The sequence below is a fragment of the Inquilinus sp. KBS0705 genome (assembly GCA_005938025.2).
Taxonomy (GTDB): domain Bacteria; phylum Bacteroidota; class Bacteroidia; order Sphingobacteriales; family Sphingobacteriaceae; genus Mucilaginibacter.
This window is the reverse complement of record VCCI02000001.1, coordinates 2,282,688-2,306,526: the sequence shown is the minus strand read 5'-3', so window position 1 is coordinate 2,306,526 and position 23,839 is coordinate 2,282,688. Positions and strand designations below refer to the sequence as shown.

The 23,839-nt window shown below is 40.7% G+C and carries 18 protein-coding genes; 14 read left to right on the top strand and 4 right to left on the bottom strand.

Annotated elements, in window-relative coordinates; translation table 11 throughout:
• Positions 1-88 precede the first annotated feature (88 nt).
• The 3 genes from FFF34_010245 (at position 89) to FFF34_010235 (ending at position 3,325) form a co-directional block, all read left to right on the top strand.
• Entirely contained in the window at positions 89-1,057 is a 969-nt protein-coding gene (locus tag FFF34_010245) for a hypothetical protein (protein TSD67743.1), read from the top strand.
• Between the two features lie 26 nt (positions 1,058-1,083).
• On the top strand, positions 1,084-2,664 hold the full coding sequence (locus FFF34_010240) for a DNRLRE domain-containing protein (GenBank protein TSD67742.1): 1,581 nt from the start codon (positions 1,084-1,086) through the stop codon (positions 2,662-2,664).
• 319 nt (positions 2,665-2,983) lie between these two features.
• Positions 2,984-3,325 carry a helix-turn-helix transcriptional regulator gene (locus tag FFF34_010235; protein TSD67741.1) on the top strand — a complete coding sequence of 114 codons (342 nt, stop codon included), beginning with the start codon at positions 2,984-2,986 and terminating at the stop codon, positions 3,323-3,325.
• A gap of 17 nt (positions 3,326-3,342) precedes the next feature.
• Here the strand turns inward: FFF34_010235 and FFF34_010230 are convergent, their stop codons facing one another.
• Positions 3,343-4,095 (bottom strand): hypothetical protein, encoded by a 753-nt coding sequence (locus tag FFF34_010230; GenBank protein TSD67740.1) that lies wholly within the window; start codon positions 4,093-4,095, stop codon positions 3,343-3,345.
• A gap of 156 nt (positions 4,096-4,251) precedes the next feature.
• A complete protein-coding gene (locus tag FFF34_010225; GenBank protein TSD67739.1) occupies positions 4,252-4,605 on the bottom strand; it encodes a helix-turn-helix transcriptional regulator in 354 nt (117 codons plus the stop codon).
• Between the two features lie 348 nt (positions 4,606-4,953).
• Between FFF34_010225 and FFF34_010220 the strand changes: the two genes are divergently transcribed.
• Complete coding sequence (locus FFF34_010220; protein ID TSD67738.1) at positions 4,954-5,394, top strand: hypothetical protein; 441 nt, start codon at positions 4,954-4,956, stop codon at positions 5,392-5,394.
• A 420-nt stretch (positions 5,395-5,814) separates the two neighbouring features.
• Complete coding sequence (locus tag FFF34_010215; protein TSD67737.1) at positions 5,815-5,952, top strand: hypothetical protein; 138 nt, start codon at positions 5,815-5,817, stop codon at positions 5,950-5,952.
• 153 nt (positions 5,953-6,105) lie between these two features.
• On the opposite strand, the gene FFF34_010210 is transcribed toward FFF34_010215, so the two are convergent.
• Positions 6,106-6,450 carry a helix-turn-helix domain-containing protein gene (locus FFF34_010210; GenBank protein TSD67736.1) on the bottom strand — a complete coding sequence of 115 codons (345 nt, stop codon included), beginning with the start codon at positions 6,448-6,450 and terminating at the stop codon, positions 6,106-6,108.
• A 40-nt stretch (positions 6,451-6,490) separates the two neighbouring features.
• On the bottom strand, positions 6,491-6,997 hold the full coding sequence (locus tag FFF34_010205) for a UpxY family transcription antiterminator (protein TSD67735.1): 507 nt from the start codon (positions 6,995-6,997) through the stop codon (positions 6,491-6,493).
• A gap of 448 nt (positions 6,998-7,445) precedes the next feature.
• Here FFF34_010205 and FFF34_010200 point away from each other — a divergent pair, with 448 nt between their 5' ends.
• The 9 genes from FFF34_010200 to FFF34_010160 all read left to right on the top strand — a co-directional run bounded on the left by FFF34_010200 (position 7,446) and on the right by FFF34_010160 (position 23,838).
• The gene (locus FFF34_010200) at positions 7,446-10,262 is read left to right on the top strand and encodes a hypothetical protein (GenBank protein TSD67734.1); all 2,817 of its coding nucleotides are present in this window, start codon (positions 7,446-7,448) and stop codon (positions 10,260-10,262) included.
• Between the two features lie 40 nt (positions 10,263-10,302).
• Positions 10,303-14,118, top strand: a complete 3,816-nt coding sequence (locus tag FFF34_010195; protein ID TSD67733.1) for a T9SS type A sorting domain-containing protein — start codon at positions 10,303-10,305, stop codon at positions 14,116-14,118.
• Positions 14,119-14,415: 297 nt separating this feature from the next.
• On the top strand, positions 14,416-15,219 hold the full coding sequence (locus FFF34_010190) for a hypothetical protein (GenBank protein TSD67732.1): 804 nt from the start codon (positions 14,416-14,418) through the stop codon (positions 15,217-15,219).
• Between the two features lie 38 nt (positions 15,220-15,257).
• The gene (locus FFF34_010185; GenBank protein ID TSD67731.1) at positions 15,258-17,552 is read left to right on the top strand and encodes a polysaccharide biosynthesis tyrosine autokinase; all 2,295 of its coding nucleotides are present in this window, start codon (positions 15,258-15,260) and stop codon (positions 17,550-17,552) included.
• Between the two features lie 12 nt (positions 17,553-17,564).
• A complete protein-coding gene (locus FFF34_010180; protein TSD67730.1) occupies positions 17,565-18,884 on the top strand; it encodes a hypothetical protein in 1,320 nt (439 codons plus the stop codon).
• Positions 18,884-19,864, top strand: coding sequence for a hypothetical protein (locus FFF34_010175; protein ID TSD67729.1), 981 nt, complete (start codon positions 18,884-18,886; stop codon positions 19,862-19,864). Before FFF34_010180 ends, FFF34_010175 begins: the two co-directional genes overlap by 1 nt.
• An 89-nt stretch (positions 19,865-19,953) precedes the next feature.
• Entirely contained in the window at positions 19,954-21,123 is a 1,170-nt protein-coding gene (locus FFF34_010170; GenBank protein ID TSD67728.1) for a glycosyltransferase family 4 protein, read from the top strand.
• Positions 21,120-22,355: a glycosyltransferase gene (locus FFF34_010165; GenBank protein ID TSD67727.1), complete on the top strand. Its 1,236-nt coding sequence runs from the start codon at positions 21,120-21,122 to the stop codon at positions 22,353-22,355. The genes FFF34_010170 and FFF34_010165 overlap by 4 nt, the downstream gene beginning before the upstream one ends.
• A 25-nt stretch (positions 22,356-22,380) precedes the next feature.
• Positions 22,381-23,838, top strand: a complete 1,458-nt coding sequence (locus tag FFF34_010160) for a lipopolysaccharide biosynthesis protein (GenBank protein TSD67726.1) — start codon at positions 22,381-22,383, stop codon at positions 23,836-23,838.
• Position 23,839 lies beyond the last annotated feature (1 nt).

Sequence of the window (23,839 nt, the reverse complement as noted above, 5' to 3'; positions counted from 1 at the left end):
GTCATTTGTAACAAAACTATTGCATTTACAAAATAAGCCTGTAGGGGGCCTTTTTTAAAGGCCCAGTATACAAAATGCACCCTAAGTTGTGCATGCTTTACGCTTTGGTATACAGGCGTTAGGCAGGTGTTTATTGGCAATGGGAGCAATGTATTTTTGCAACATTATAAACCAAAATTGCCCCAGTGGCATACATCTGCATATGATAAATAAAATTACAAGTTACCTCCGCAATAGCGGGGAGTTTCCAAAGCGCATTAAACACAGGCACGATACTTTTTGGAAAGACCCTAACGCTGAGGTAGTTAGGAATACCAAAATGTTTGAACACGACAGGTTAGAAAACTGGAAGGATGCGCCTTACTGGCAACGCAAATTGAGCAATAAGTCTAATGCGCGCGAGTTTGCCCTGATGCACGGCTGCCGGTTGCCCGATCTTTACTGGCGTGGAAGGGATATCGATTCGGTAGATATGCATGCTTTGCCGCCAAACTATGTAATACGGCCTACGGTGGGGCATTGTTCGAGCCTTGTGTTTTTGATGAAAGAGGGTTTTAACTTATTTGACCGCGAGGTATATACACCCGAACAGATCAAAAATATTTTAAAAAAGGAGTTAACTGAAAATCCGAAACTTGAGTTTTTGTTTGAGGAGTTTCTTGAACACGAAGAAGGCGAGCACAATATACTTGATGATTACAAATTCTTTTGTTTTAACGGTGAGATTGCTTGTATATGGGTAATTAACAGACTTGGGCCACGTAAGGGTTTCAGTTCGTTTTACGATGAAAACTGGCAACGCCTTGAAGAGATAAACTATATATATACACCAACAGGCGACCAACCTGCTCCGGCTTGCCTTAACGATATGATTAAATCTGCCAAAAAGCTAAGTAAGGCTTACGGTATATTTGTACGCATTGATTTTTATGCTACCTATAAAGGCTGCGTTTTTGGTGAGTTTACCCCAACTCCCTCAATGGGCCGCGATTATAGCAAATTTGGCCAAAAGCTACTGTTAAGCTATTGGGATACTTATTGTAAAGGGCTTATATAGCCTACAAAACCTTCACATCAGTTTGTATGACTAATAAAACTTTAATACTCGCTTTAGCGGTTTATATCCTGGTTTATATGCCGGGATGTAAGAAAAACGAACCAGCCGACAATCAAATTACAGGCGAGGTTACCCATTTGGCTCAAAAAGCCACTTTTTCGGAATCTGAGGCTATAGAGCCTACAGCTATAAGCTGGAGCAATGCGCAGGGACAACCAGTGGCTACACATGAGGTACATGGCGAAGCAGTAAACAATAAGCTTTATATTTTTGGAGGATTTGATGTAAACAAAAGGCCGGACACGTGGACGCCTACAAAACGTGCTTATGTGTACGACCCGGTAACAAATAAGTGGTCGGCAATTAAAAGCTTGCCTTATACACCTAACGGCGATGGGTTTGGAGGGGCCACCCATATGGGTGTAACAACTGATGGCAGTGCCATTTACTTTGCCGGTGGGTACACATCAAATAGCACTGGTAAAGGGCAGGTGTTTGGCACCAATCAGGTATATAAATATGATGTATCAACAGACTCTTATACTAAGCTGCCCAATTTGCCTCAACCATTAGCGGCCGGGCAGTTAAGGTATTTAAACGGAAAGTTGCATTATATGGGTGGTGCTAATTTATCCCGGCAGGATGTTAACGTACATTATGTACTTGATGTAAATCAGGTGGCACAAGGCTGGCAAACCGCGGCACCGCTTTTAGATGCGGTCAACCACCCGGGCTCGGCCGTATTGAATGGCAAAATTTACTTTATAGGCGGTGCCCATCACCAGGATAACGAAACTGAAACCCAAAAAATGTTGCAGGTTTACACTCCCGAAACTGACAGTTGGCAGCGGCTGGCAGATATGCCTGTATCGGTAGACCATGTTTCATCGTCGGTTATTACCCTGGGTAAGCGTATACTTGTTTTAGGTGGTGAAACTTCGCATAATGTACTAAGCAAGGCTGTGCAGGTGTACTCGCCCGAAAGTAATACATGGTCGCAGCTTACGCCTTTGCCCTCGGCCCGGTCTGCAGGAGTTGCAGCTGTGTTAAACGGAACGATTTATTACACCGGCGGCAATTTTTCTACAATAAACCGTATGGGTGTGCCATACATTGAATTATTACCTACCGACGACGCTTTTGTACGCGCAGGAGCCTTTGCGGCTTTAAACTACGGACTGGATAGTAACCTTACAGTAAAGGGCGCTGCAAATAAAGATTACGACCGTAAAGCATACCTTAAATTCGACTTAACAGGGGTAAACAATGTTGTATCGGCTAAGCTTGTTTTAAACGGGTATAATGCAGACAATAATACAACAATAGCACTATCATGCTACGCTGTACCCGATGAAAATTGGACAGAAAAGACGATCAATTTTAATACGGCACCTGCGGCTGTTACACCTTCTTTAAGCTCGGCAATGGTAAGTAACCAACCCGCGAATATCGAACTGGATGTTACGAAATATGTAAGTGCAAATATCCAGTCAAAAAAGGTTATGTCTTTTTTGGTGAAAGATGCGCTTGGCAAAAATGTTACTCTGCAATTTAAAAGTAAGGAAGGTAAATTAAACCGGCCGAGGCTGGTTATTAAGTATAATTGATGTGTACAATTTTGGGATGTTCCCGTATTAAATAGCGGCTTGTGTTTTACCTATAGTTAAATGCTCTGCACGAGCTCGTATTCTTTTGTATACAGGTGTATATAAAAGCAGAAACGCCGTATGTGTTAGTATTGGTGATAAAGACAAAAAATTTTTGTTTAATACATCTGCCGATATTGGAATAAGTGGTGAAAAACAACCTTTGTTAACAAATTTGTTACATATCCCTTTATATGTTACAAAAATTTTATTCGCATCAAATATTCTATAATAAGTTTCGTGGCTAAAAATTTGCAAAGATTGAATATCAATTTGCAAAATGGAAAACCATCGAGGAAAAAAAGTTGAGTATATTATAAAAAAAAGGGGCCTTAACATCAAAGATCTGGCGGCAGAAATTGAGGTGAACCGCCGGTCGATGTATAATTGGTTTAATCAGCAAGAGCTAAGTCCCGCTATCATTATAAAAATTGGCCGGGTTATTAAGCACGATTTTTCTAAAGAGTTCCCTGAGCTTTTTTCAGGGACAGAATTTCACAAAGAAGGTAGTTCGTCTACATATCATCACAATTCTCAGGGCCAACAAGTTAATTGGAAGCAAAAGTATATCGTTTTGTTAGAGCGTTATAATAGCGAGTTGCTTAAAAGAACAAGCGTATAGAAAACATCAACATCATTTTAAACAGTGCTGTTTTGCCAGTTTTTTTTAGCAGTTACTATTTTTGCTGTCAGCTCCTCAAAAGTTACGGTTACTTGTTTTGATTGACCAAGAAAAGGTTCAATATAGCTCATACTTATTAGAGCAATGTTTAACACCGTAAGTAACTTTAACTTATTAGTATTGCTGTTTTCGTTAGCTGTAGGTTCTGTAAAAACATCAAATGATGTGGTAAGGCCATTAAAGGCCCGGCCGGTTGTCCGTATTTGTGCGTTGTTTTTTAAATAGGTTAAAATCTCCTGGTTATCTGGTAAATAAGGTATATACTTTAATAAGCCATTTTGATTAAAGTAGCCACTATTATCTTGCTTTAAAATCGATATCTCATCCTCTATAACCGCCTTATCTTTGCCAAATTGCAAGCCATATTTATCAATATTTTCTAAATTTGACTGTAAATAATACGTGTTAACGCCGTTAATACGCAAAATAAGGTCTTCCAAATTATTTGATCGCTCAATCAAAAAAATACTTAAAGCGGCGTCAAATACTGTTTGGTTTAAAGGCATCAAATCACGGTACGAAACGTCTTTTTGTGCGGCAATTGCATTACCTATTGTGCAAAGGCTGTCCCCCATCTTTTTAAAAACGTTGTACAGGTAAAGTAACGGCTCGTTTTTAACTGTTGCCTTTAACGCGGCAAGATAGTTTTGGATTATAAAATTATTGAAGTGGGCAAGTTCTAAGCGCAAATCATCTGCAGCATGGCTCATTTAATATGGAATTGTTGTGCAAATATAATTGCTATATATTATTTTGCAGCCATTTATTGCAGTAAATGGATGCAAATAATAACTCACTGGGTGTGAGCTGTTATGCAGCTTGCTTCTTCGAGCTAAAAAGTATCAATTTAATTGATACTTTGCCATTTAAATAGCGCTTACTAAAAGTGTGTTGTATCGTTCTAACAAGTCTACGTATTTGTTCTTGTAAACTTCGTTTTCGATTTTAGCCGCATAAGTGTCATCTTGCGCGGGCATGTGGTGAGGGGACCTGTGAATAGTTTTAAAATCCTCACTTACAAATAGTTCTGGAAATTCCTGAGAGAAATCGTGCCGTAAGACGCGGCCGATTTGGAAAATGATGTCTTTTTTCAGATAAGGCTGATTAAACCAGTTGTAGATGGAGCGCCGGTTGACGTTAATACTTTTTGCCAGATCGCTAATGCTGTATCCATTCTTTCTTATCCTGTACTCTACAATTTGCCCGTAATGCTTGACCATGATAAATTATAGTTAAATGTTACTCCTTAGTTAAATGTATTGTAAAAATAGCTGATTGTATTTTATACACTTCCGTATTAATATCAATATATAGGCCAAATAATACTATTTTTTCACTCTTTATTGCTATAGAAACATTTTTTTCGGGTTAATGACCTTGTGCAAACAATTAAAGTGCGTATTATTTGCAGTTTTCGTAACTGCAGGGGTTCTGATAAATGGGTTGGGTAATTAATTTTCACATTTTCCCTTATAGATATACAACACTTTCACAACCTGCTATACAGTATAAATACTTGTGCATATCATGTGAAATACATGGTCTATTTTTATGAAAATTTATTTATCATGAAAGAGAAAAACAAAAAAAATGGCTTACAAGTTTTAGCCCCTACAGTAGTTAAAAGAAGTTATAAGACCTTTAGAGGGATTGCTTTTTTAACAGTATTATGTTTCTTAGGCCTGGGTTGTAAAAAAGATCCGCCTAACACCAATACTAACAAAGACAGAGATTACGGCTACGCAAAAGTTGTTGTAGACTGTGCAAAAAAGTGCCATGTATCGTTTGGTGAACCCGGTAAACTTAATGAATTTGACGTGCAGGCGGATACGGCTAATTACTATATAAGGTATCAACGCAATTATAATTTAGATATGAACATTACGCCGATTGATGCGGACCAATATGTAACCTTAAGTGTATATAGCCGCGAAGAGAAGCAAATATTTAGAAACAGAGCAATAAGGAAGGCTAATGTAGTTTGGAATACAAAGGTTGTGATTCCTTAATGGATAGAGTGAGTAGTTTTTACTATAAAAGAGGCTGTCTCAAAAGGGCAGCCTCTTTTTTTTGAGGATGTTTTTCATGTTTTAAGACCTAGGGGGTAAGGTAGGCTTTAAGGAATATGACCATGGCCAGTCGATTTTCTTACGCTATAAACTGCAGGAATTGGTAACGAAGCGTAGACTGCCTGGTGTTTGCGATTGGGCAGCGGATGGCGCATATCCATGATGGTTAGCGGATCATGTCATCCGTTTTTGTGTAGCTGATAATCCGTTCCCGGGCGAAGAACTGAAGGCTGCCCAATGCGGAGTATATATCACAGCGAACTGATCGTTGAGATCAACCACAGTCTGAGAAAGTATAGATAGGAAGCGAAAGAAGGGTTCAATATAGAGCAATACATCAAATATTGAAAACGAAGGCGGGTGGACGCGGAAACGGTATTCGCCGAACTGAATCATAAACATAGTTTCAGACGTTTTCTGTTAAAAGGAACATCCAAAACCGAGGTGGAAATAGGCTTATTATCGATTGCACATAAACTTAGAAAAATGAAAGCCTAAGAAAAGGGCTTTCTTCCAGCTTCACCCACTCCAATTCATCAAAACATCGATATTAAACGAGCTGATGACATCATTAAACACCATCACAACCATCAAATTGTATCCAAATGCAAACCCGCCTAATAATTGACTTAAGAGGCGGGTTTGTATTTATTAATGCCCAAGTTGATTTAAAAGCAATATATTATATCGTTCCAATAGTTCTATATACTTATCCTTCCAAAGTGTTCTGTTCCGATCATCTTGTAGGCTTGCATTTGAAACGGTGTTATCGGTTTTAACAAAATCCTCTTTTACAAAAAGTTCAGGAAACTCAACAGAAAAATCGTGGTTAATAAAACAACCTATCTTATGAATTATATCTGGTTTAAGGTATTTTTGATTAAACCAGTTATAAATACATTTCCTGTTAATGTTTGCTAAGCGAGCAAGCTCGCTTATGCTAAAACCATTTTTCCTGATAACTAATTCTACGATCTGGCCGTAATGCTTATCCATAATAATTAACTTATATATGTTATATATGTGGGGCCTGCGGTTACGCCGGTAGCAGGTCTTCCTTGTTTACTTTTACCGTTAAGGCACAATTCAAATTTTTAATGATCATGACAACCACTTTACCTTGTATATACTGCACCTGGCCTGCAGTATCAACCAGAGGGCCTTCTTTTATCTTTACTTCGTCGCCAATGTTTAAATTGTTTAGCGAAATGGTTTCTATGTCAGTGTAGGTGTTTGCTATGCTGCGAATGCGATTTATTTCGGTTTCATCTACATGAGCCGGCCTTCCACAATAACTTACATAAGTAACTACGCCAGTTGTTTGCAATATTTTAATAAGGTCATATTGATCAGCGTAAACAAAAACGTAAGAGTTAAACAAAGGGATTTCAACTGTTTTTCTACGGTCGGCCCAAAGCCTGTTGGTTCTTACAATAGGACAATACGATTTAAAGTTCTGCTCAGTTAACAGCGTGCTCACGCGTTTTTCCCAGCGCGAGCGGGTGTACAACACTATCCAGTTTTTGCTTTCAATCTTTTTCATATTAGTTATTGTTCTATAGTTAATTATGTGTACTATTTGTTACAAAGTGTAACCATAGTCACATATTCTGTCCAACTAAATTAAGTTAAAAGCAATTCTAATGCATGGTAGTAAACAGGCTTGTATACAATTTTGTGAAGTAGAGAAAGAGCCCAGATGGAGATCAATAAAATTGTTTTTCCTCCAAACATACCCCTGAAGCACATTTTTTTATTGTGGGAGTACCAGTGCGTTATATTTTGTGTGGAAATAAATTTCACACGTTTTCACAACAGTTCTCAAATTATACATAAAGTGTACAACTGATCGCCTGGACATTAAAAAACAAACAACAAGTGGTAAAATTGTACCACTTGTAATTCACATCTAACGCAGCAAGGTTATTACCACTTATGTAAGCCAAATGGCGAAGCTGTAGGTTGTCTGCAAAAACAAAATAAAATATTTAATGGTATCACGTGGCTTTATCAGGCAGGCACTAATAGCCTTCGCTTGTTTTATAATGGTTGGCTTTGTTTTTTTTACGGTTAAGTTATCTGTAGATAAAACGGCCCTTCCAAAGTTTCAGGCGGTGTACGAACCCTTTAAGCTTGCATCGGCGCCCATTATCGCGCCAATAAAGATCAATTTTCAGGATAGCACCACACAGGCGCCTCCGGGTTGGCTGCAAGATGTTGGGGAGCCGTTTGGCAGCAGATCGAGCACTTTTCAGGGAAGTGAAGTAATGTACGGTTGGAAAAGTACCGAAACCAGGCAGCCCATTAGTTTAAAAGGAAACGGCAGGGCGAGGATAGAGCCCGAGGATGTATTGTTATCAACCTTTATACACATGCAGGCAAATAATATAAATACCATTCGCTATGGCAAATTTAGCGGTGTGCGTGCACAAGGTTACTGGGAGCTAAAGGTTTTAAATGGTGTTTACAAGGTATCAGTTGCCGTAGGCGATGGGGCGGTTACCCAGGCACCCGAGATGGATTGCATCAATATTGAAGGAGTTAGTGCCGTATCTAATTTTACACCTATTGGTAAAACCCGCAGTATGGGGCGTTTTAAAACAACCAATGTAACAGTTACGGTTAGCGATGGATACCTTACTATAGATGCTAACGGTGGTACCAATACCAAAATTTGTTATGCAGAGGTAGTACCTGTTGCCATAAGCCCATATGTATATATGTTAACAGAAAACCAGAATTTGCTGGTCACTAAAAACGAAGAGGGGCCGGCTGCATGTAATATCAGGCTTCATAATTCAACGGGGTCTGTTATTAAATACGACATATCTGTAAACCTGGATAGCCATTCACCAGCATGGTTAAAAATTCCGGCTAAGGTTGCGCCGGGCGATAGCATTTTAACTGTCGATTATTCTGCCGCTGCAAAATTGCCTGTAGGGACTTATAGCGCTAAAATAAAGGCTACGGCTGCAGGTTTTACCAGTACTGAAATGGATTTGCAGGTACGTGTGGTTGATGGTTCTAAACCTTACATTATAGCCTCTACACCAGTTAATGGCTCATGTATACTTAATAGCGTAACTATTGCTGCAAATAACCTGTTTATTCCTGCTGTTAAAGGCTACAAGGGTGGTACAAACAATGCTACAATTAGCAATAAAACGGTTAAGCTTTTAAAAATTCACGAAGGTCGCGAAATCGCAGTTCCGGGTGCTGTGCAGGGTACCGGTGGCGGCGATGCAATCAGCTTTTCGCCTTCGCAACCGCTGGAACCTAATACTCATTACAAATTTGTGATAACGAGCGGAGTAAAATCATATGCGGGTGTTCCGTTTATTCCGTTCCAAACATCGTTCTCTACCGCTGCAAAGGCGATAGATTCCAGCAATTTTATCGACGCAAGGTTTACCAAGATATCGATACCCGGTACGCAAAATAAAAAATATACATCACTTACGTTTGGGCCTGATGGCCGTTTTTATGCCTTAAAAATAGATGGTGGGATAGAAAGGTATAACGTAGACCATGTAAGCGGTATGTTAAGCGGTATGTACCCAATTAATACCCTGATAAAAAAACGAGGCGAGTCTACAGCTATAGGCTTAACTTTCGATCCCTCATCAACCAAGCAAAATCTTGTTGCGTGGGTATCTTATTCCTCTGCTGGCTTATCAGAAGCGCCGATGTTTGATGGTAAAGTTTCAAAGCTTTTTGGGCCCAATTTAGAGCAGGAACAACAAGCTATTATTAACCTCCCCCGGTCCACGCGCGACCACATGGTTAACAGCATGGCATTTGGGCCGGATAAGGCCTTATATATATCTGTTGGCAGCAACAGTTCGGCAGGTACCTATGATAAGGGCTGGCAGCGCGAAGAAACATTGCTTGCAGGCTCCATACTACGCCTCGATTTGAATAAGCTGGCAAAATGTAAGCTGCCGCTAAATGTTAAAACAACTGCCGATCAGGCCCTTATTAACAAAGCATCACGTTCATCTATGTGGATGCGTGATGGTACGTATAATCCATATAGCCTTAGTTCACCTTTAACCATATATGCTTCGGGTATCAGAAATGGGTACGATATGGTTTGGCATAGCAACGGGCAACTCTATGTGCCTGCTAACGGATCTGGAGGTGGCGGCAACTCACCCCAATCAATAAAAGGAACCAGACGCGCAAATGGCAGCTATTATAACGGCCCCGAAGTGATGGCATCAGAAAGTGTGCCTGTACAGCGCGACTGGCTGTTTCGCATTAATCCCGAAAGGAGTATTGGCTACTATGGCCACCCTAACCCTTTAAGGGGTGAGTATGTAATTAACAGAGGGTATACCGATAATCCGTCGTACCAGGCCAATGTAAAACCCGATGCTAATTACAGGGGCGCAGCGTTTGATTTTGGCTTTAATAAATCGCCGAACGGTGTAATTGAGTACAAAAGCAATGCATTTAATGGCGTTTTAAAAGGCAAACTTTTAGTGTGCAGGTTTAGCGGCGGCGGGGATATTATGGTGCTTGAGCCGGGTACATTAACAAAAGTAAAATTGAAAGACGTTAATGATGATCATGTTTATGACATTGTACGCTCGGCCGCCGGTGCAAGTAACTATGGCCTTGAAGGTATGGTTGGGTTTGCAAATCCGTTGGATATTACCGAAGATGTATTGAACGGTAATTTATATGTAAGCGAATTTAACTGGAATGAGAACCCCAATTTAATATCGCAGATAACCCTGCTTAAAGTAATACCAGAGACACCAAAACAGCAATTGGCCAAAATAAGGTCTGTACGGGTAAAATAGTACTAATAGTTACAATCAAAAAAAATTAAAACCTTTAACAATGAAAAGAGACTTTTACAAAAAAGTTATAGTGGGAATTTTGGTAATTGTTTTTGCCGTACATAATCTTAAAGCAATGCCAATGGGTAGTAAAGGTTTTACCGGCTACTCTCCGATGCCCGATACCTGTAGCCCAATAAGCACATTGCCATGCAGTAATATTAATGTGGCGCTGCCATACACTTTATCGTTTGATACTGTAGTGGATGGCACAATTGCCGATAAAAGCGGGCAGGGCACAGGTTTTACTACGGTTAATACCTACTCGGGTACCCGTTTGGCTGCCGATGACCAGCCCGTTTATAGTCAAGTGCCCGGCTACCTGCCATCAAAAATCACGTTAACAGGTGGGCGATTGCAAATAGTGTCTAATAAAGGTATAGACTACCTTACTAACAACAATCAGATAAATGTATTGGGCGTGCAGCTAACACCTGTAAAAAAGTTACAGTTGGATGTTAAGCTTATAAACCCTTATAACGGCACCCAGTCGCAGCAGGCGGGCCTGTGGTTTGGTTTGAATGATAAGACTTTTGTTAAGCTAACTATAGCAGGTAATAAAGTGGAACTAAGGCGAGAGATAAACGATGTATCGTCAACCACTGCCGGGACCAGCAACCCCGACCAGCGTATAACCTCAGTAATTAGTGGCTTAAATAACCAAACAGTTAGCTTACGCCTTGTTATTGATTCGGTAGCAGGCAATGTTGAGGGCTTTTACTCGGCAGACGGCGTAACTTTCAAAAATGTTGGCGAAGCCTACCCTTCAACACAGCTTAGCATAGCCGGTACAGGCCTTGTTAATAACAATGCTTATGCCGGCATATATACCACCTATCGTAATGGCACATCGGCCATTACCTATACTTTTGACGATTTCGCCGCCACATCAATTAATGTACCTGCAAGCAGCGAAGTAAAGGTGAATTTTCAGCCATCGGGCGTTACTCCGCCTTCCGGGTATATAGCAGATACAGGTTTGCCCTTTGATGCCACGCGTAAATATGGTTGGGTAAACCCATCTACAATGCAGCCGGTAAGCCTTGTTAATAACATGCGCCAAAGAAGCGGGTCGGGCGATATACGGCAGCTTACCATTGTACAAATGCAGGCAACAACCAGCAACCAGGTGCCCGGTACCTGGGAATATGCGGTAAGTAACGGCACGTATCGTGTAACTGTTGGCGCGGGCGATAACGGATACTACGATAGTAACCATCAATTAAATATAGAGGGTTTACCCACTATTTCTGATTTTATACCAACATCTGCAGTAAAGTACCGAACGGCAACCGCAACCGTACAGGTAACGGACGGAAAGTTAACTATTGACGCCAGCGGCGGTATCAATACAAAAATGGCTTATGTAACCTTTGCGCCGGCCGATTCTATAGTCGATAGCATACCACCTACGGCCAGTTTAAGGCTATCGGGTACATTAAAATCAGCAGGCGTTTATGACAGCGACGTACAGATTTTCCTAACAGGAAACGACTCAGGATCGGGTTTAGCAACATTGCAGTATGCCATAAACGGCGGCGCATTTATAAATTATAAAGTGCCGTTTACTGTAACAGCCAGTGGTAACTATAGTATTGCGGTAAAAGCTACAGATGGCAATGGCAACCAATACGTAAGCAACGCTTATACTTTTAACATAGCTGCACAAACAAACTCAGGCGCTTATATGGTGCTGAAAAACATGGACAACTTCCCATCTAATGATAGGTTGGTGTTTTCGCTTATACAGCAACCATGGCGCCGTACCAGCCCGGATACCACACCTTATAATGCTAATCACGATAAGGCGCGTTTGCGGGTAAATAACAAAGGCACGGCCAAATTAACCATTAGTAGTTTAAAACTATCAAATCCAAGCGCCTGGAAAATTGTATCGGTTAATACCGATACAACCGCTGCTACACCGGTATCAGTTGCTAAAGGCACTTATACAGATATCACTATCCAGTTTAGGGCAAAAGATGCCGCTACGAGGTTAAAAGTATTTACTGATACGCTTACCATAACCAGTAACGATAGTATTAGTCCTATTAAAAAAGTAATACTGAGCGGCATTTGGCAAAAGGAAGGAGAGGGTTTAAGTGAACCGTATGCCCAGCAAATAATTAACGCATTTGGCTACGCGACGGTAGTGGGTTATGCCCATGATGATGGCAATGTAGACGGTAAAACTACTGTGCCCGGCTCCAGCGAAGTAAAGGCAAATTATTTTGTACAGGCGGATGCAAGCAAGCCGATTACCGTTGTTCAGGTAGCTGCGTATCATGGTTGCTGCTCGGCAGTCGAATCCATTAAGTATTTTAAAAAGGGCAGCACTTCAAACCTAAATATATTCACGCATAATAACCTCGACGGGCAATCTGTATTACCCCGATTAACCGGATCGAGCACCAATTTAGCGCAAGGGACTTTTACGCCTACGGGCACATTTGGTTTTAAGGTTGGTACGGCATCTTCAGACAGGACACAAAATTATAACGGGCTGATAGGGATTCGTTTTTTAAAGGTATATGATGGTAAAGGCAATGTTGTGCCTAACGCTTACTTTTTAGATTGCGACTACCTGGGTACCTCGTATACTAATTACGATTACCAGGATAACATTTATTATGTAGAGAATATACGGCCTGATTCAGGTTCAAGGCATTACTCAGAACTCGTATCGCTGCCTAATACAGCATTTAATTTCCAGCCTACCTTAACCGGTGCCAATAAAACTATAGCTATTACCTTAAAAAACAATGGTAATACCTATCCAGACACTACAAGCGACCCATCTATACAAGTTAAAAGCGTGCAAATAGTTGGGCCTAACGCATCAGAGTTCAGCGTAAGCGGCTTTACCGCTTCAACAATTGCGGTGCAGGGTACCAAGGTGATAAATGTGCAATTTACGCCATCTAGTGTAGGTATAAAAAACGCGGCTCTACTGGTAATTTATAACAGTTCACTATCCCCATTGCGCATTCCGTTATATGGTATAGGTAACTCAAGCACAGCAACGGTAGAGGCTGTTAAACGCATAAAGGGCGGGGCAGATGTCAGTGTAACCATCGGTAATGTATTGTATGAGGCAGATAAAGCCTATCGTAAAGGGTCTATTAAGCTAGACAAGCAGGTTATATTAAGCCCTGTAGCAGCTACCGATGTCGATTCGCTATATCAAACTTATCTTTCTGCCGCTGCCGACCTGGCCGAAACAAGCTATGAGATACCTGTGGCCAACGGCGACTACCTGGTACGGATGCATTTTGTAGAAAACTATTGGACCGGCCCAGGATCAAGGGTGTTTGGGATAAGTATGGAAAACCAGCTGCGACTGTCAAACTTCGACATTTATAGCGAAGTGGGGTACCGCAGCGCATTGGTAAAAGATTTTACATGCACAGTAGCAGACGGTGGGCTTACTATCAAATTTAACCCCACCGCCAACCGGGTTGCTTTAGCAGCGTTAGAGTTGTTTAAAGTAAACCAAACTGACGCGTTAAGAATGGCCCTGGCCCCGCAAACATTGGCGGCGCCTATTGTTAACGAAAGGAAACTGGTGGTATACCCAAATCCTAATGCGGGTAGCACTTTCAACCTTACGCTGGCTAATTTTGGTAAAAACGAAACAGGCCAGCTATCCATTACCAATATAAGTGGCCGCCCTATACAAACACAAAAATTTGTTACTGATGCAACCGGCGCTGCTAATGTGCGGGTTAGTTTTGGTAACGTGCTTAGCCGTGGCGTTTACATGATAAATGTGCAATCTGCTTCGGGTAAAATGTACGCTAAACTTTTGGTACAGTAGCAAATTTTCTCACTTTACACAGTAATATCACACCACTTCACATAAAAGTGTCAACTGCTTAAATCGCTAATTTTTTAAGCTGTTTTTTGCAATCTTTGATAATAATAAGGCCATAGTTATTGATTATTAGCAATAGCCGGCAGTTATTAAAAAATGTTTTTTTATGATAAGGTCGCTTATGTAAGCGAGATGGCGAAGCTCTTGCTTTAAGCCAAAATATTAATACAATTAGCCCATGTATTACCAAATGCCACACGGGTTTATATGCAGTTTACATCTTAACCAATACATACTATAATGAAAAATTTATTATTTGCTAAGCCGAATTTGTTGTTGCTATTCTTTTTCGTGATCCTATTTAGCTCATGCGCAAACACCAAAAAACTAAGATACTTTCAAGATCTGTCCGAATCAAATACAGGTACCGATGTAAACATTGCTGCCTATACCGAACCTGCAATTCAGCCGGATGATATTTTAGCCATCAATGTAAATACTATAGACCCGCAGGCCACCTATGCCATCAATAGCCGTAACGGCGGGTTCTCTAACGTAGGTATCAATCCACAATCGGGCATGGTAACACCGGTGAGCGGTTACCTGGTAGATAAAGCAGGCTTTGTTGATGTGCCTATTTTAGGCCAAATAAAAGTGGCTGGTTTAACAACACTGAAAGCCAGGGAGGTAGTAAGGGCAAAAGCACTGGAGTCTTTTAAAAACCCGGTGGTTGATATCAGGTTCTCCAACTTTAAAATAACTGTAATAGGCGAGGTGAACAGGCCCGCATCATACGTTATCCCTAACGAGCAGGTAACCCTGTTAGATGCAATTGGTTACGCCGGCGACCTTACCATATACGGCAAGCGCGAAAACGTACTGCTTATTCGTAAAGATGCTAATGGTGCTAACAAAACAGTAAAACTTAACCTTACCAGCAAGTCGGTATTAAACTCTCCCTACTTCTACCTTAAACAAAACGATGTAATATATGTGGAGCCCAACAAAACGAAAGTGCTTAATAACGATAATAATATTATTAAATACATCACTGCCGGGGCAACCATATTTACCGCAATTGTACTTGGCATAAGGTATTTATAATTACTAACTGTACATCTTATTTATTAAAACTACCCCATATGAAAAACCGTTTAGTAAAAGAAAACAGTAATAAACTACACACCTTTCTTTTACAGATCAAATCGCACTGGTACTTGTTTTTATTAAGCTTTATCGTATTTATTGGTTTGGCTTTTGCATATGTAAAGCTTGCTACCAAGCAATACCTTGTAAGCAGTACCATGCTGCTGCAACAACATCCCAACAATCCTGATGGTGCGTCGCAGTATGCTAATGCGGGCGTATCTACAGTGTTAAATATTGCAGACAATATCAAAAACGAGGGCGATGTGCTGCGATCGCGAAACCTGATGAAAGAGGTAGTGCAATCTATGCACCTTAACATCCAGTATTTTACCCAAAGCGGCTTGCTGGCTACCGAAATATATGACGAGGCCCCCTTTATTATACGAATTGCTAAAACTAAGGTAGATTCGTTAAAGGCGCGGCAATATGTTATCAATGTTTTGGATAACAATACCTTAAGTGTTGTTAATACAGATGAAGACGCTGATTATAAGGTTAAGTTTGGCCATCGCGTTAGTTTACCACAGTACAACCTCGAAATAATACGGCGGCCAAATGTGCCGGTATACAAAGGTGAGTATTCGGTTAAAATATTGTCAGAAGATGATGCTACATCTGCAATGCTGGCAAACTATGACGCGGAGTTTACCGACAAGGCAACCACTAATGTCGAGTTTACCTTATACTACCCTAACTCTAAAAAGGGTGAGGCGATACTGCAGAATTTAATGAAAAGATATCTTGCAGATAATATAGCCACCAAAAAACTAAGTATTGATAGTACCATTGATTTTATAAACGGGCGTATTGCTGTTGTGGCCAATGAGCTAAACACCATCGAGAAGAATTATCAGGCTTTTAGAAGCGAGAATAATATCACTGATATTGACGAGCAATCTAAAGTGCTGGTGGGTAACGCCAGCGAATATGCCGATAGATATCAGCAACAGCGCATTCAGCTATCTATTATCAATAATTTAAAAAGCCGCCTTGCAGATCCTTCTAACTCCGAAGTTATCCCTAGTTCGTTAAGTATTCAAAATGCTTCATTTGCTACCGGCCTGGCGCAGTACAATAACTTAATTTACGAGCGCGAAAAAAATAAGCTTTCATATGCCGAAGGTAACCCGGTATTGCAAAATTTAAACCAGCAAATACAAATTGCAAGGCGCAATTTAATACAAAGTGTAGATGCTTACCGACGCGAAATAGAGTTGAGCACCGCAGGCTTAAGCAGCCAAAATAATGTGGTTAACAACAGTATTAAAAGTGTACCAGGTAAACAGCGCGCCATAGTTGATTATGCACGGCAGCAGGAGCTTAAACAACAACTTTATGTATACCTGTTACAAAAGCGCGAAGAAACCGCGATGGCAAAGGCTGCCGATATGCCATACTCGCGCATTGTTGATAGCGCTAAAAGTACCAAAGATCCGGTGAAGCCTATCAGCGCTATTATTTATACCATGTCTCTTTTCCTGGGCTTTGTAGTGCCAATGGGTTTTATTAATACCAAAGGCTTGTTAGCATCAAAAATAACCTCAGAAAATGATATAGAAAGACAAACTGATGTAACTATTATTGGTAAAATAGGGCACAACACACTTCCCGGCAAGCAAATAGTTGATATTGATTCCCGTTCGCCGGTTACCGAAAGCTTCCGTACGCTTAGAACAAAGCTCCGGAATATCTTAGACGTTAACCAAAGCAACGTTATCATGATCACATCAAGCATTAAAGGTGAAGGTAAAACTTTCTTAACCTGCAACCTGGGCAGCACGCTTGCCATGTCTGGCAAAAAAGTAGTGATGTTGGAGCTTGACCTGCGTAAACCTAAGCTTTCGGGCTTATTAGGTATGGACCACAATAAATCAGGCTTCTCTAATTATATAATGGATGGCCTGCCTGTTGATTACTTAATAAAACCCAGTCACTTTAACGAAAACTGCTTTGTTATATCATCAGGGCCGATAGTATCTAACGCAAGTGAATTACTGCTTAGCCAAAAACTTGGTCATTTGATTGAAGATTTGCGCACAAAATTCGATTATGTTTTGATAGATAGCTCGCCGGTTGGCTTAGTATCTGATGCGCTGGTAATACAAAAACATGCCGACATGACCATATATGTTTGCCGCCACAATTATACAGACAAAACGCAGATAGAAATTATCAACGATATAAAAACAAAGGATAACGTAGATAACCTGTACCTGGTTATTAACGACGTCGATTTTTCTAAGGCCGGGTATTTTGGCTATGGCTACGGTTTAGGCTATGGCGACTAATGTTATAAAAAAATGATAAATAACTATTCGTTATACCAAACAAGGGCCGATGGTACGGCAAGCTTTGTAAGCCGGTACCTCAATATTATGATGCTCTTTTTCCCGGTAACTGCATTTTTGCTGGTACCGGTTATACCGGGCACCACTATTATTACCGTGTTGGCGGGTATATTGTTTTTTACCATACCCCTGGCAACACTTGATAATAAGTACTGGTTTTTCACCGAGTTAAGTTACTTTTTAGCTGTTATACTGGCACTAAGTTTTTGCACGCAGTTTATTAATTTGATAACCAACTTAAAGCTGCCAAAGCCTCTTATATTAATTAACCATAACGATTTTACAAAAACTTTTTATCGCAAGTCGCATTTAACACAGTCATTGCCTTTAATAGTAGGCTTTATAATTTATGGCTATGTTAAATACTTTTCTAACGGGTCGGTTGTAAAGTACATTTACTGGGGCCTGCGTTTATTGTGCTTTTACGCCTTATACGAGTTTGCATTTTACATGCTTACCGGCCAAAACGGCGATTTTGTAGCCAACCGTACCTTTGGCGAGTATGAAAAATCGGCCTCGTTGTTTCAAACAGTTGATCTGGGGGGTATAAGCATGATGCGTATAAAGGGGTACACCGGCGAGCCATCGATGTTTGTATTCACAGTGTTCCCTTTTTGGGTACTTAGCTTCGCCTTAAAGCGCGAGTTTGATAAATATTTATTACTTACCTGCCTGGTGCTTACTTTCTCTACAACCGCATACGCCTGTATGATGTTGTTCTTTGGGTTTTGGGTAATTTATAAAAGGCAGTTCCAGTTGTTTTACTACATGTGTATAGCAGTTGTAGTAGCCTGTTTTGTGCTGCAATTAGATAGGTTTCAACATTTACTTGATAGCATTTACAATTTCGTTTTCGCAGGTAAGCTGGACGGCCAAACAGCATCATCAAGAGACAGGAGCAATGCATTTATTACGCATGTATCCTATTGGTCGGGCCTTAACGTGTTCAGCCAGGTATTTGGCATAGGCTTCGGTTATGTAAGATCTACAGATTTTTTCTCGACACTGATTGTAAACAACGGCCTGGTAGGTATTGGCATATTTACGTGGTTTTTGCTAAAAAACCTTTGGATAAAGTTTGCAGAACCGGTTATAGCAGTTTGCTATAAAGCCGGAATATTGCTGGTATATATTATTATGATGGCAACTGTGCCCGAATTTGCCTACCCATCTTTATGGATATACATTGCCCTTGGCTTTGTTATAAAAGATGTTAAACTGGATGAGGAGGAGGAACAGAATACACCGCTAACCACTGCTTTAATTAAGTAATGATAAAAGCTTTAAACTTTTTGTTACTGTTTGCCATTGCCGTTTGCAGTAACACGCAATTACCAGCCGATAAGTTTATTTGGGGCATTAACGGCCATCCGCTTACACAGGTGGCTTACACCGATAACCTTGATGAGCAAGTTGATCTGCTTACGGATTTAAATGTAAAAAGCTACCGTTTTGATGTGTTGCTTGATGCCGATGGTTATGCCAAAAAAAACGATGTGCTGATCAATATTTTCAGCACGCTGCAAAGCAAGGGAATAAATAGTTTCCCGGTTTTGATGCTAAGCGGTCTTAAGGGTTTGGATAATGCGGCTATCTATCAAAAAACACTTGTACAAGGTGCCAATTTTGCAAACAGGTACGGAAAGTATCTATCCGTAATTGAGGTAAATAACGAGGCCGACAATAAGATGATGTTACCCGGCGACCTTAGTGGCACCAAAGCCAGTGATTATGATACAGAAAAATCTGCAAGGATAATAGCATCCATAAAAGGCTTTATAGATGGCGCTAAACGTGTAAAACCCAATTTAAAGGTAAGCCTGTCGGTAAGTTATACCCACTATTATTACTTACAGCTTTTACAGGATAATAATGTTAACTATGATATTATTGGCTGCCATTGGTATTCAAATATGGGGCAAATAACAAGGGCCAATCCACATAACGATAATGCGCTCGAAATTATCACTCGTTTTCAAAAACCCATATGGATAACCGAATTTAATTTTTCAAAAGGGACAGCAAAGGCAACATTTGCCCGCCAGCGCGATTATATAGATACAGCCATACCGGCAATGCTATCCTCGGGGCGTATCAAGGCGTTGTTTATTTACGAGCTGTTAGACCAGCCCGAACTAAAAAGCCGCTACCCATTTGAAGCTGATTACGGCTTGGTTAAACAGGATTTTAACGGAGCATATATAAAAAAAGACGCTTACCAAACTTTTAAGCGCATAACACATCAATACTAATCGCATCAGACAGCAAAACATCGTGCTGCTAACAGTTGGTTAATAACTTCTATAGATACATCTACTTTTAAAAAACAAATACTTTAATTATGAAAATTGCAATTGTACATGATAACCTGGTATGCAAAGGGGGCGCAGAACAAGTTGCGCTTAGCTTTCATAACGCCTTCCCCGAGGCGCCTGTATACACACTTAGTTACGATGCTTCAAACACGTACCCCGAGTTTAAAAATTGTAACATAAAAACGACATGGTTTGGTAAGATCATAAAAAGTGAAAAAAATGTAAAACGCTTTTACTTCCCGTTTGGGATTATGGCAATGCAACAATTAGATGTAAGTGACTACGATGTTGTTTTACAATCAACCACACATTGCGCCAAGTATGTTAAAACGGGACCTAACACAATAGTGATAACCTATTGCCATAACCCATTCAGGCTGGTTTTTAGTACCGAATCGTATGAGCGGGTACTTAAGGCAAACCCACTAAAAAGGGTGTTGTATAATAAAGTAATAGGATACTTAAGAGGCTTTGACCAAAGCTTTGCTAATCGTACAGATTGGTTTATAACCAATTCGCGCGAGGTGTTGCCACGCATACAAATGGCGTATCAGCCAAAAAACGAAGTAACCATAATTAATCCCTCTGTTAAGTGCGATAATTTTTACCTGGCGCAACGGCCCGGTGAGTACTATCTTGTAGTATCACGGTTCGAGTCATATAAAAAGGTAGATATGGTTTTGGAGGCATTTAGCGAAATGCCAGAGAAAAAATTAGTGATTGTTGGGAAAGGATCTCGCGAAAGCCAGATCAGAAAGCAATCAGGGCCAAATGTTACCATATTGAGCGGCCTAACCAGCGATGAACTTTCTACAGTTTATGCCAACTGTAAGGCTTTTATCTTCCCGCAATTAGAGGATTACGGCATCACACCATTAGAGGCAAATGCTTCGGGTAGGCCGGTAATTGCCTATGGTAAAGGCGGCGTGCTTGAAACCATGATACCCTATACCGGCGACTCGTTAAAGGCAACCGCATTGTTTTTTAATGAACAGACAAAAGACGGGCTTAAGCAGGCTGTATACAAGTTTGAAACACTTGAATTTTCACCTGAATTTATACGCAGCCATGCCGAAACTTTTGACGAAAGTGCTTTTGTTGAAAAGATAAGGAACTTTGTAAACGAAAAGTATTTCGCCGCAAAACCGCTGCCTGCAGATATTATAACCGACGTAAAACATACGGTGGTAGCATGAAGGTTTTATTAAGCAACAGCTATTATTATCCTGCGTTTGTTGGCGGTGCAGAATTATCTGTAAAGCTACTGGCGGAGGGATTGGTAAATGCTGGGCACCAGGTATACGTGCTTACCACCGGCTTGCAAGACGAATTGTACCGGGTAAATGGTGTAACCGTAATCAGCATAAAGCAACAAAATATATATAATGGGTACAATGCCGCCCGTAAGTCGCCGGTTGCCAAAATTTTCTGGCATCTTTTTGATTCGTTTAACTTGCTATATCATTTTAAGATATCAGCTATTTTAAAACGGATACAACCGGACATTGCCCACACCAACAGTATACAGGGCTTTTCGCCAATGTTATGGTTTACCATAAAGGCGGCAAAAATACCACTGGTACATTCCATGCGCGACTACTACATACTTTGCCATAAGTGCAATATGTATAATGGCAAAAACTGTGAGCGCATATGTGCTGCCTGCGAAACCACAAGTGTTGTTAAAAGAAACTTTCTTTCCCTGCCAGACAGGTTAATAGCCATAAGCGAATTTATCCTTGATAAATACACGGCCTTTGTACCCGAGGTTGGCAAAAAGGCACAAGTTATTTATAACGCAGTAGCCGCTGTTAACTATAAGCCGACAGTATATAACCGCGATGAGGCCGTGATAACATTTGGATACATAGGCCGCCTTGAGATGGACAAAGGCGTTGATTACATGGCAGACGAACTTGCAGCGTTATCGCCCGAGCAAAAAAAGCGGGTAAAACTGCTTTTGGCCGGTAAAGGCTCCGAGCCATTTATTCAACAGCTTAAACAAAAACTTACCGGTATAAACTACGAGTTTTTAGGAGTTGTAAAGCCCGAAAACTTTTACCAGCAGGTAGATGTACTATTGGTGCCGGCTTTATGGAACGAACCCTTTGGCCGTATAGTGATAGAGGCTTTATCGTACTCGGTACCGGTTTGCCAATCGGATAGGGGCGGGCTTAAAGAACTCTACGATCCGTCTTCCTCATGGCTGTTCTCACCGGAAAGCGGGCATCTTACTTCAATGGTTAAGCACATAATTGATAACCGGTCCGAGATTGTTACAAAGCGGCAAAATTGTGCCGGCCAGTTAAACAAGTTTTCGGTAGAAAACTACATAGATAAACATACACAACTTTACAACGCTGTAATTACAAAGCTGCCATCGTCGGCGACAAGCCATGTTGCAGATGGCTTGTCTGTAAACAGGTAAAAACTTACACAACCCCCACAAATTAATGGATACGACCCTTAAGAGCGTTTCAAAATCCGATAAACAACAAGTTTTATCGGGTATAATCTGGACTTTTCTGCAAATGATAGTTAACCAATCATTTGCATTCGGCCTAAAACTGGTGTTAGCCAAGCTGTTGTTTCCAAACCAGTTTGGTTTGGTAGGTATGGCAGCCGTATTTACCGGTTTTGTACAAGTAATTAACGACCTGGGCGTAGGCTCGGCGCTGGTACAACGCAAAAAAGAAGAGCTGCGTACGGCACATTTCCACACCGCTTTTTGGACTGGTGTAATATGGTCCGTATTTCTGTACGCCTTAATGAGCTTGCTTATAGCGCCTTTAGCCGCATGGTTTTATCACCAGCCGCTGCTGCGCTTAATTGTACCTATATTAAGTTTAGGTATACTTATAAGCCCGGTAAACCTGGTACATAAGGCGCAGCTATCAAAGCAAATGAACTTTAAAAAGCTTGCCTTTATAGATAATACTTCTAATATCGCAGCCGGTATACTCTCTTTGGTAATGGCTTTAATGGGTGCCGGCGTTTGGGCATTGGTGTTTAACACGGTTGCAACCGTGGTTTTTGCAATGCCATTGTTTTTTAACGCTACCCGTTGGAAACCTGCCTTTATAATGGAAAAGGATGCCTTTAAAGATATTTTTGGCTTCGGCGTTTTTACAACGGGGTCTAATATCCTTAACTACCTGTACAATAACCTCGATTATCTTTTGATAGGTAAGCTGCTGGGCGTATCGGCATTAGGTACCTACACCCTTGCATTTGTGCTTACCGATACCTTTAGGGGCCGGTTAATGACTGTAATAAACAGTGTGATGTACCCCATTTATGGCAAGCGACAAAACGACATCCATTCGCTTAAAAGGTATTATTTAAAAGTAATTCTATTTAACTGCCTGTTCATTTTCCCGATCATGATATACTTCGCGGTTGAAGGAGAGGCCTTTATTGTACATGTTTTTGGTGCCAAATGGTTTGATACGGTGGCCCCTTTAAAAATATTGTCTGTATCGGTTATGCTGCATATTTTGGTTAGCGGTAATACTGCCCTGCTGCGCGGCCTGGGTCGCCCGGGCTTAGAAATGAAACAGCAAATTTGGAAAGCGCTTATATTTTTACCCAGCCTTGCAATAGGCATTTATTACTATGGCGTAGTAGGTGCTGCATGGGCAATATTATTAAACAAATTCATCATCGTGCTTTTTGCACAATACACATTCAACTATCTTATTCCGGTAAAAATAAGTTTAACCGAGTTTATCGGTGCTATAATGGCACCCCTGGTAGCTGCAGTTACAGCATTAATTGTAACTCTTGCGGCAAAGGCATTGGGTGTACACTATTTAATTACAGGCGTGCTAACAGTTATAAGTTACTTCGCCATTATATGGTTAATGATGAAGGCCGAACTACTGCAGTTACTAAAGGCATTTAAAAAATAAA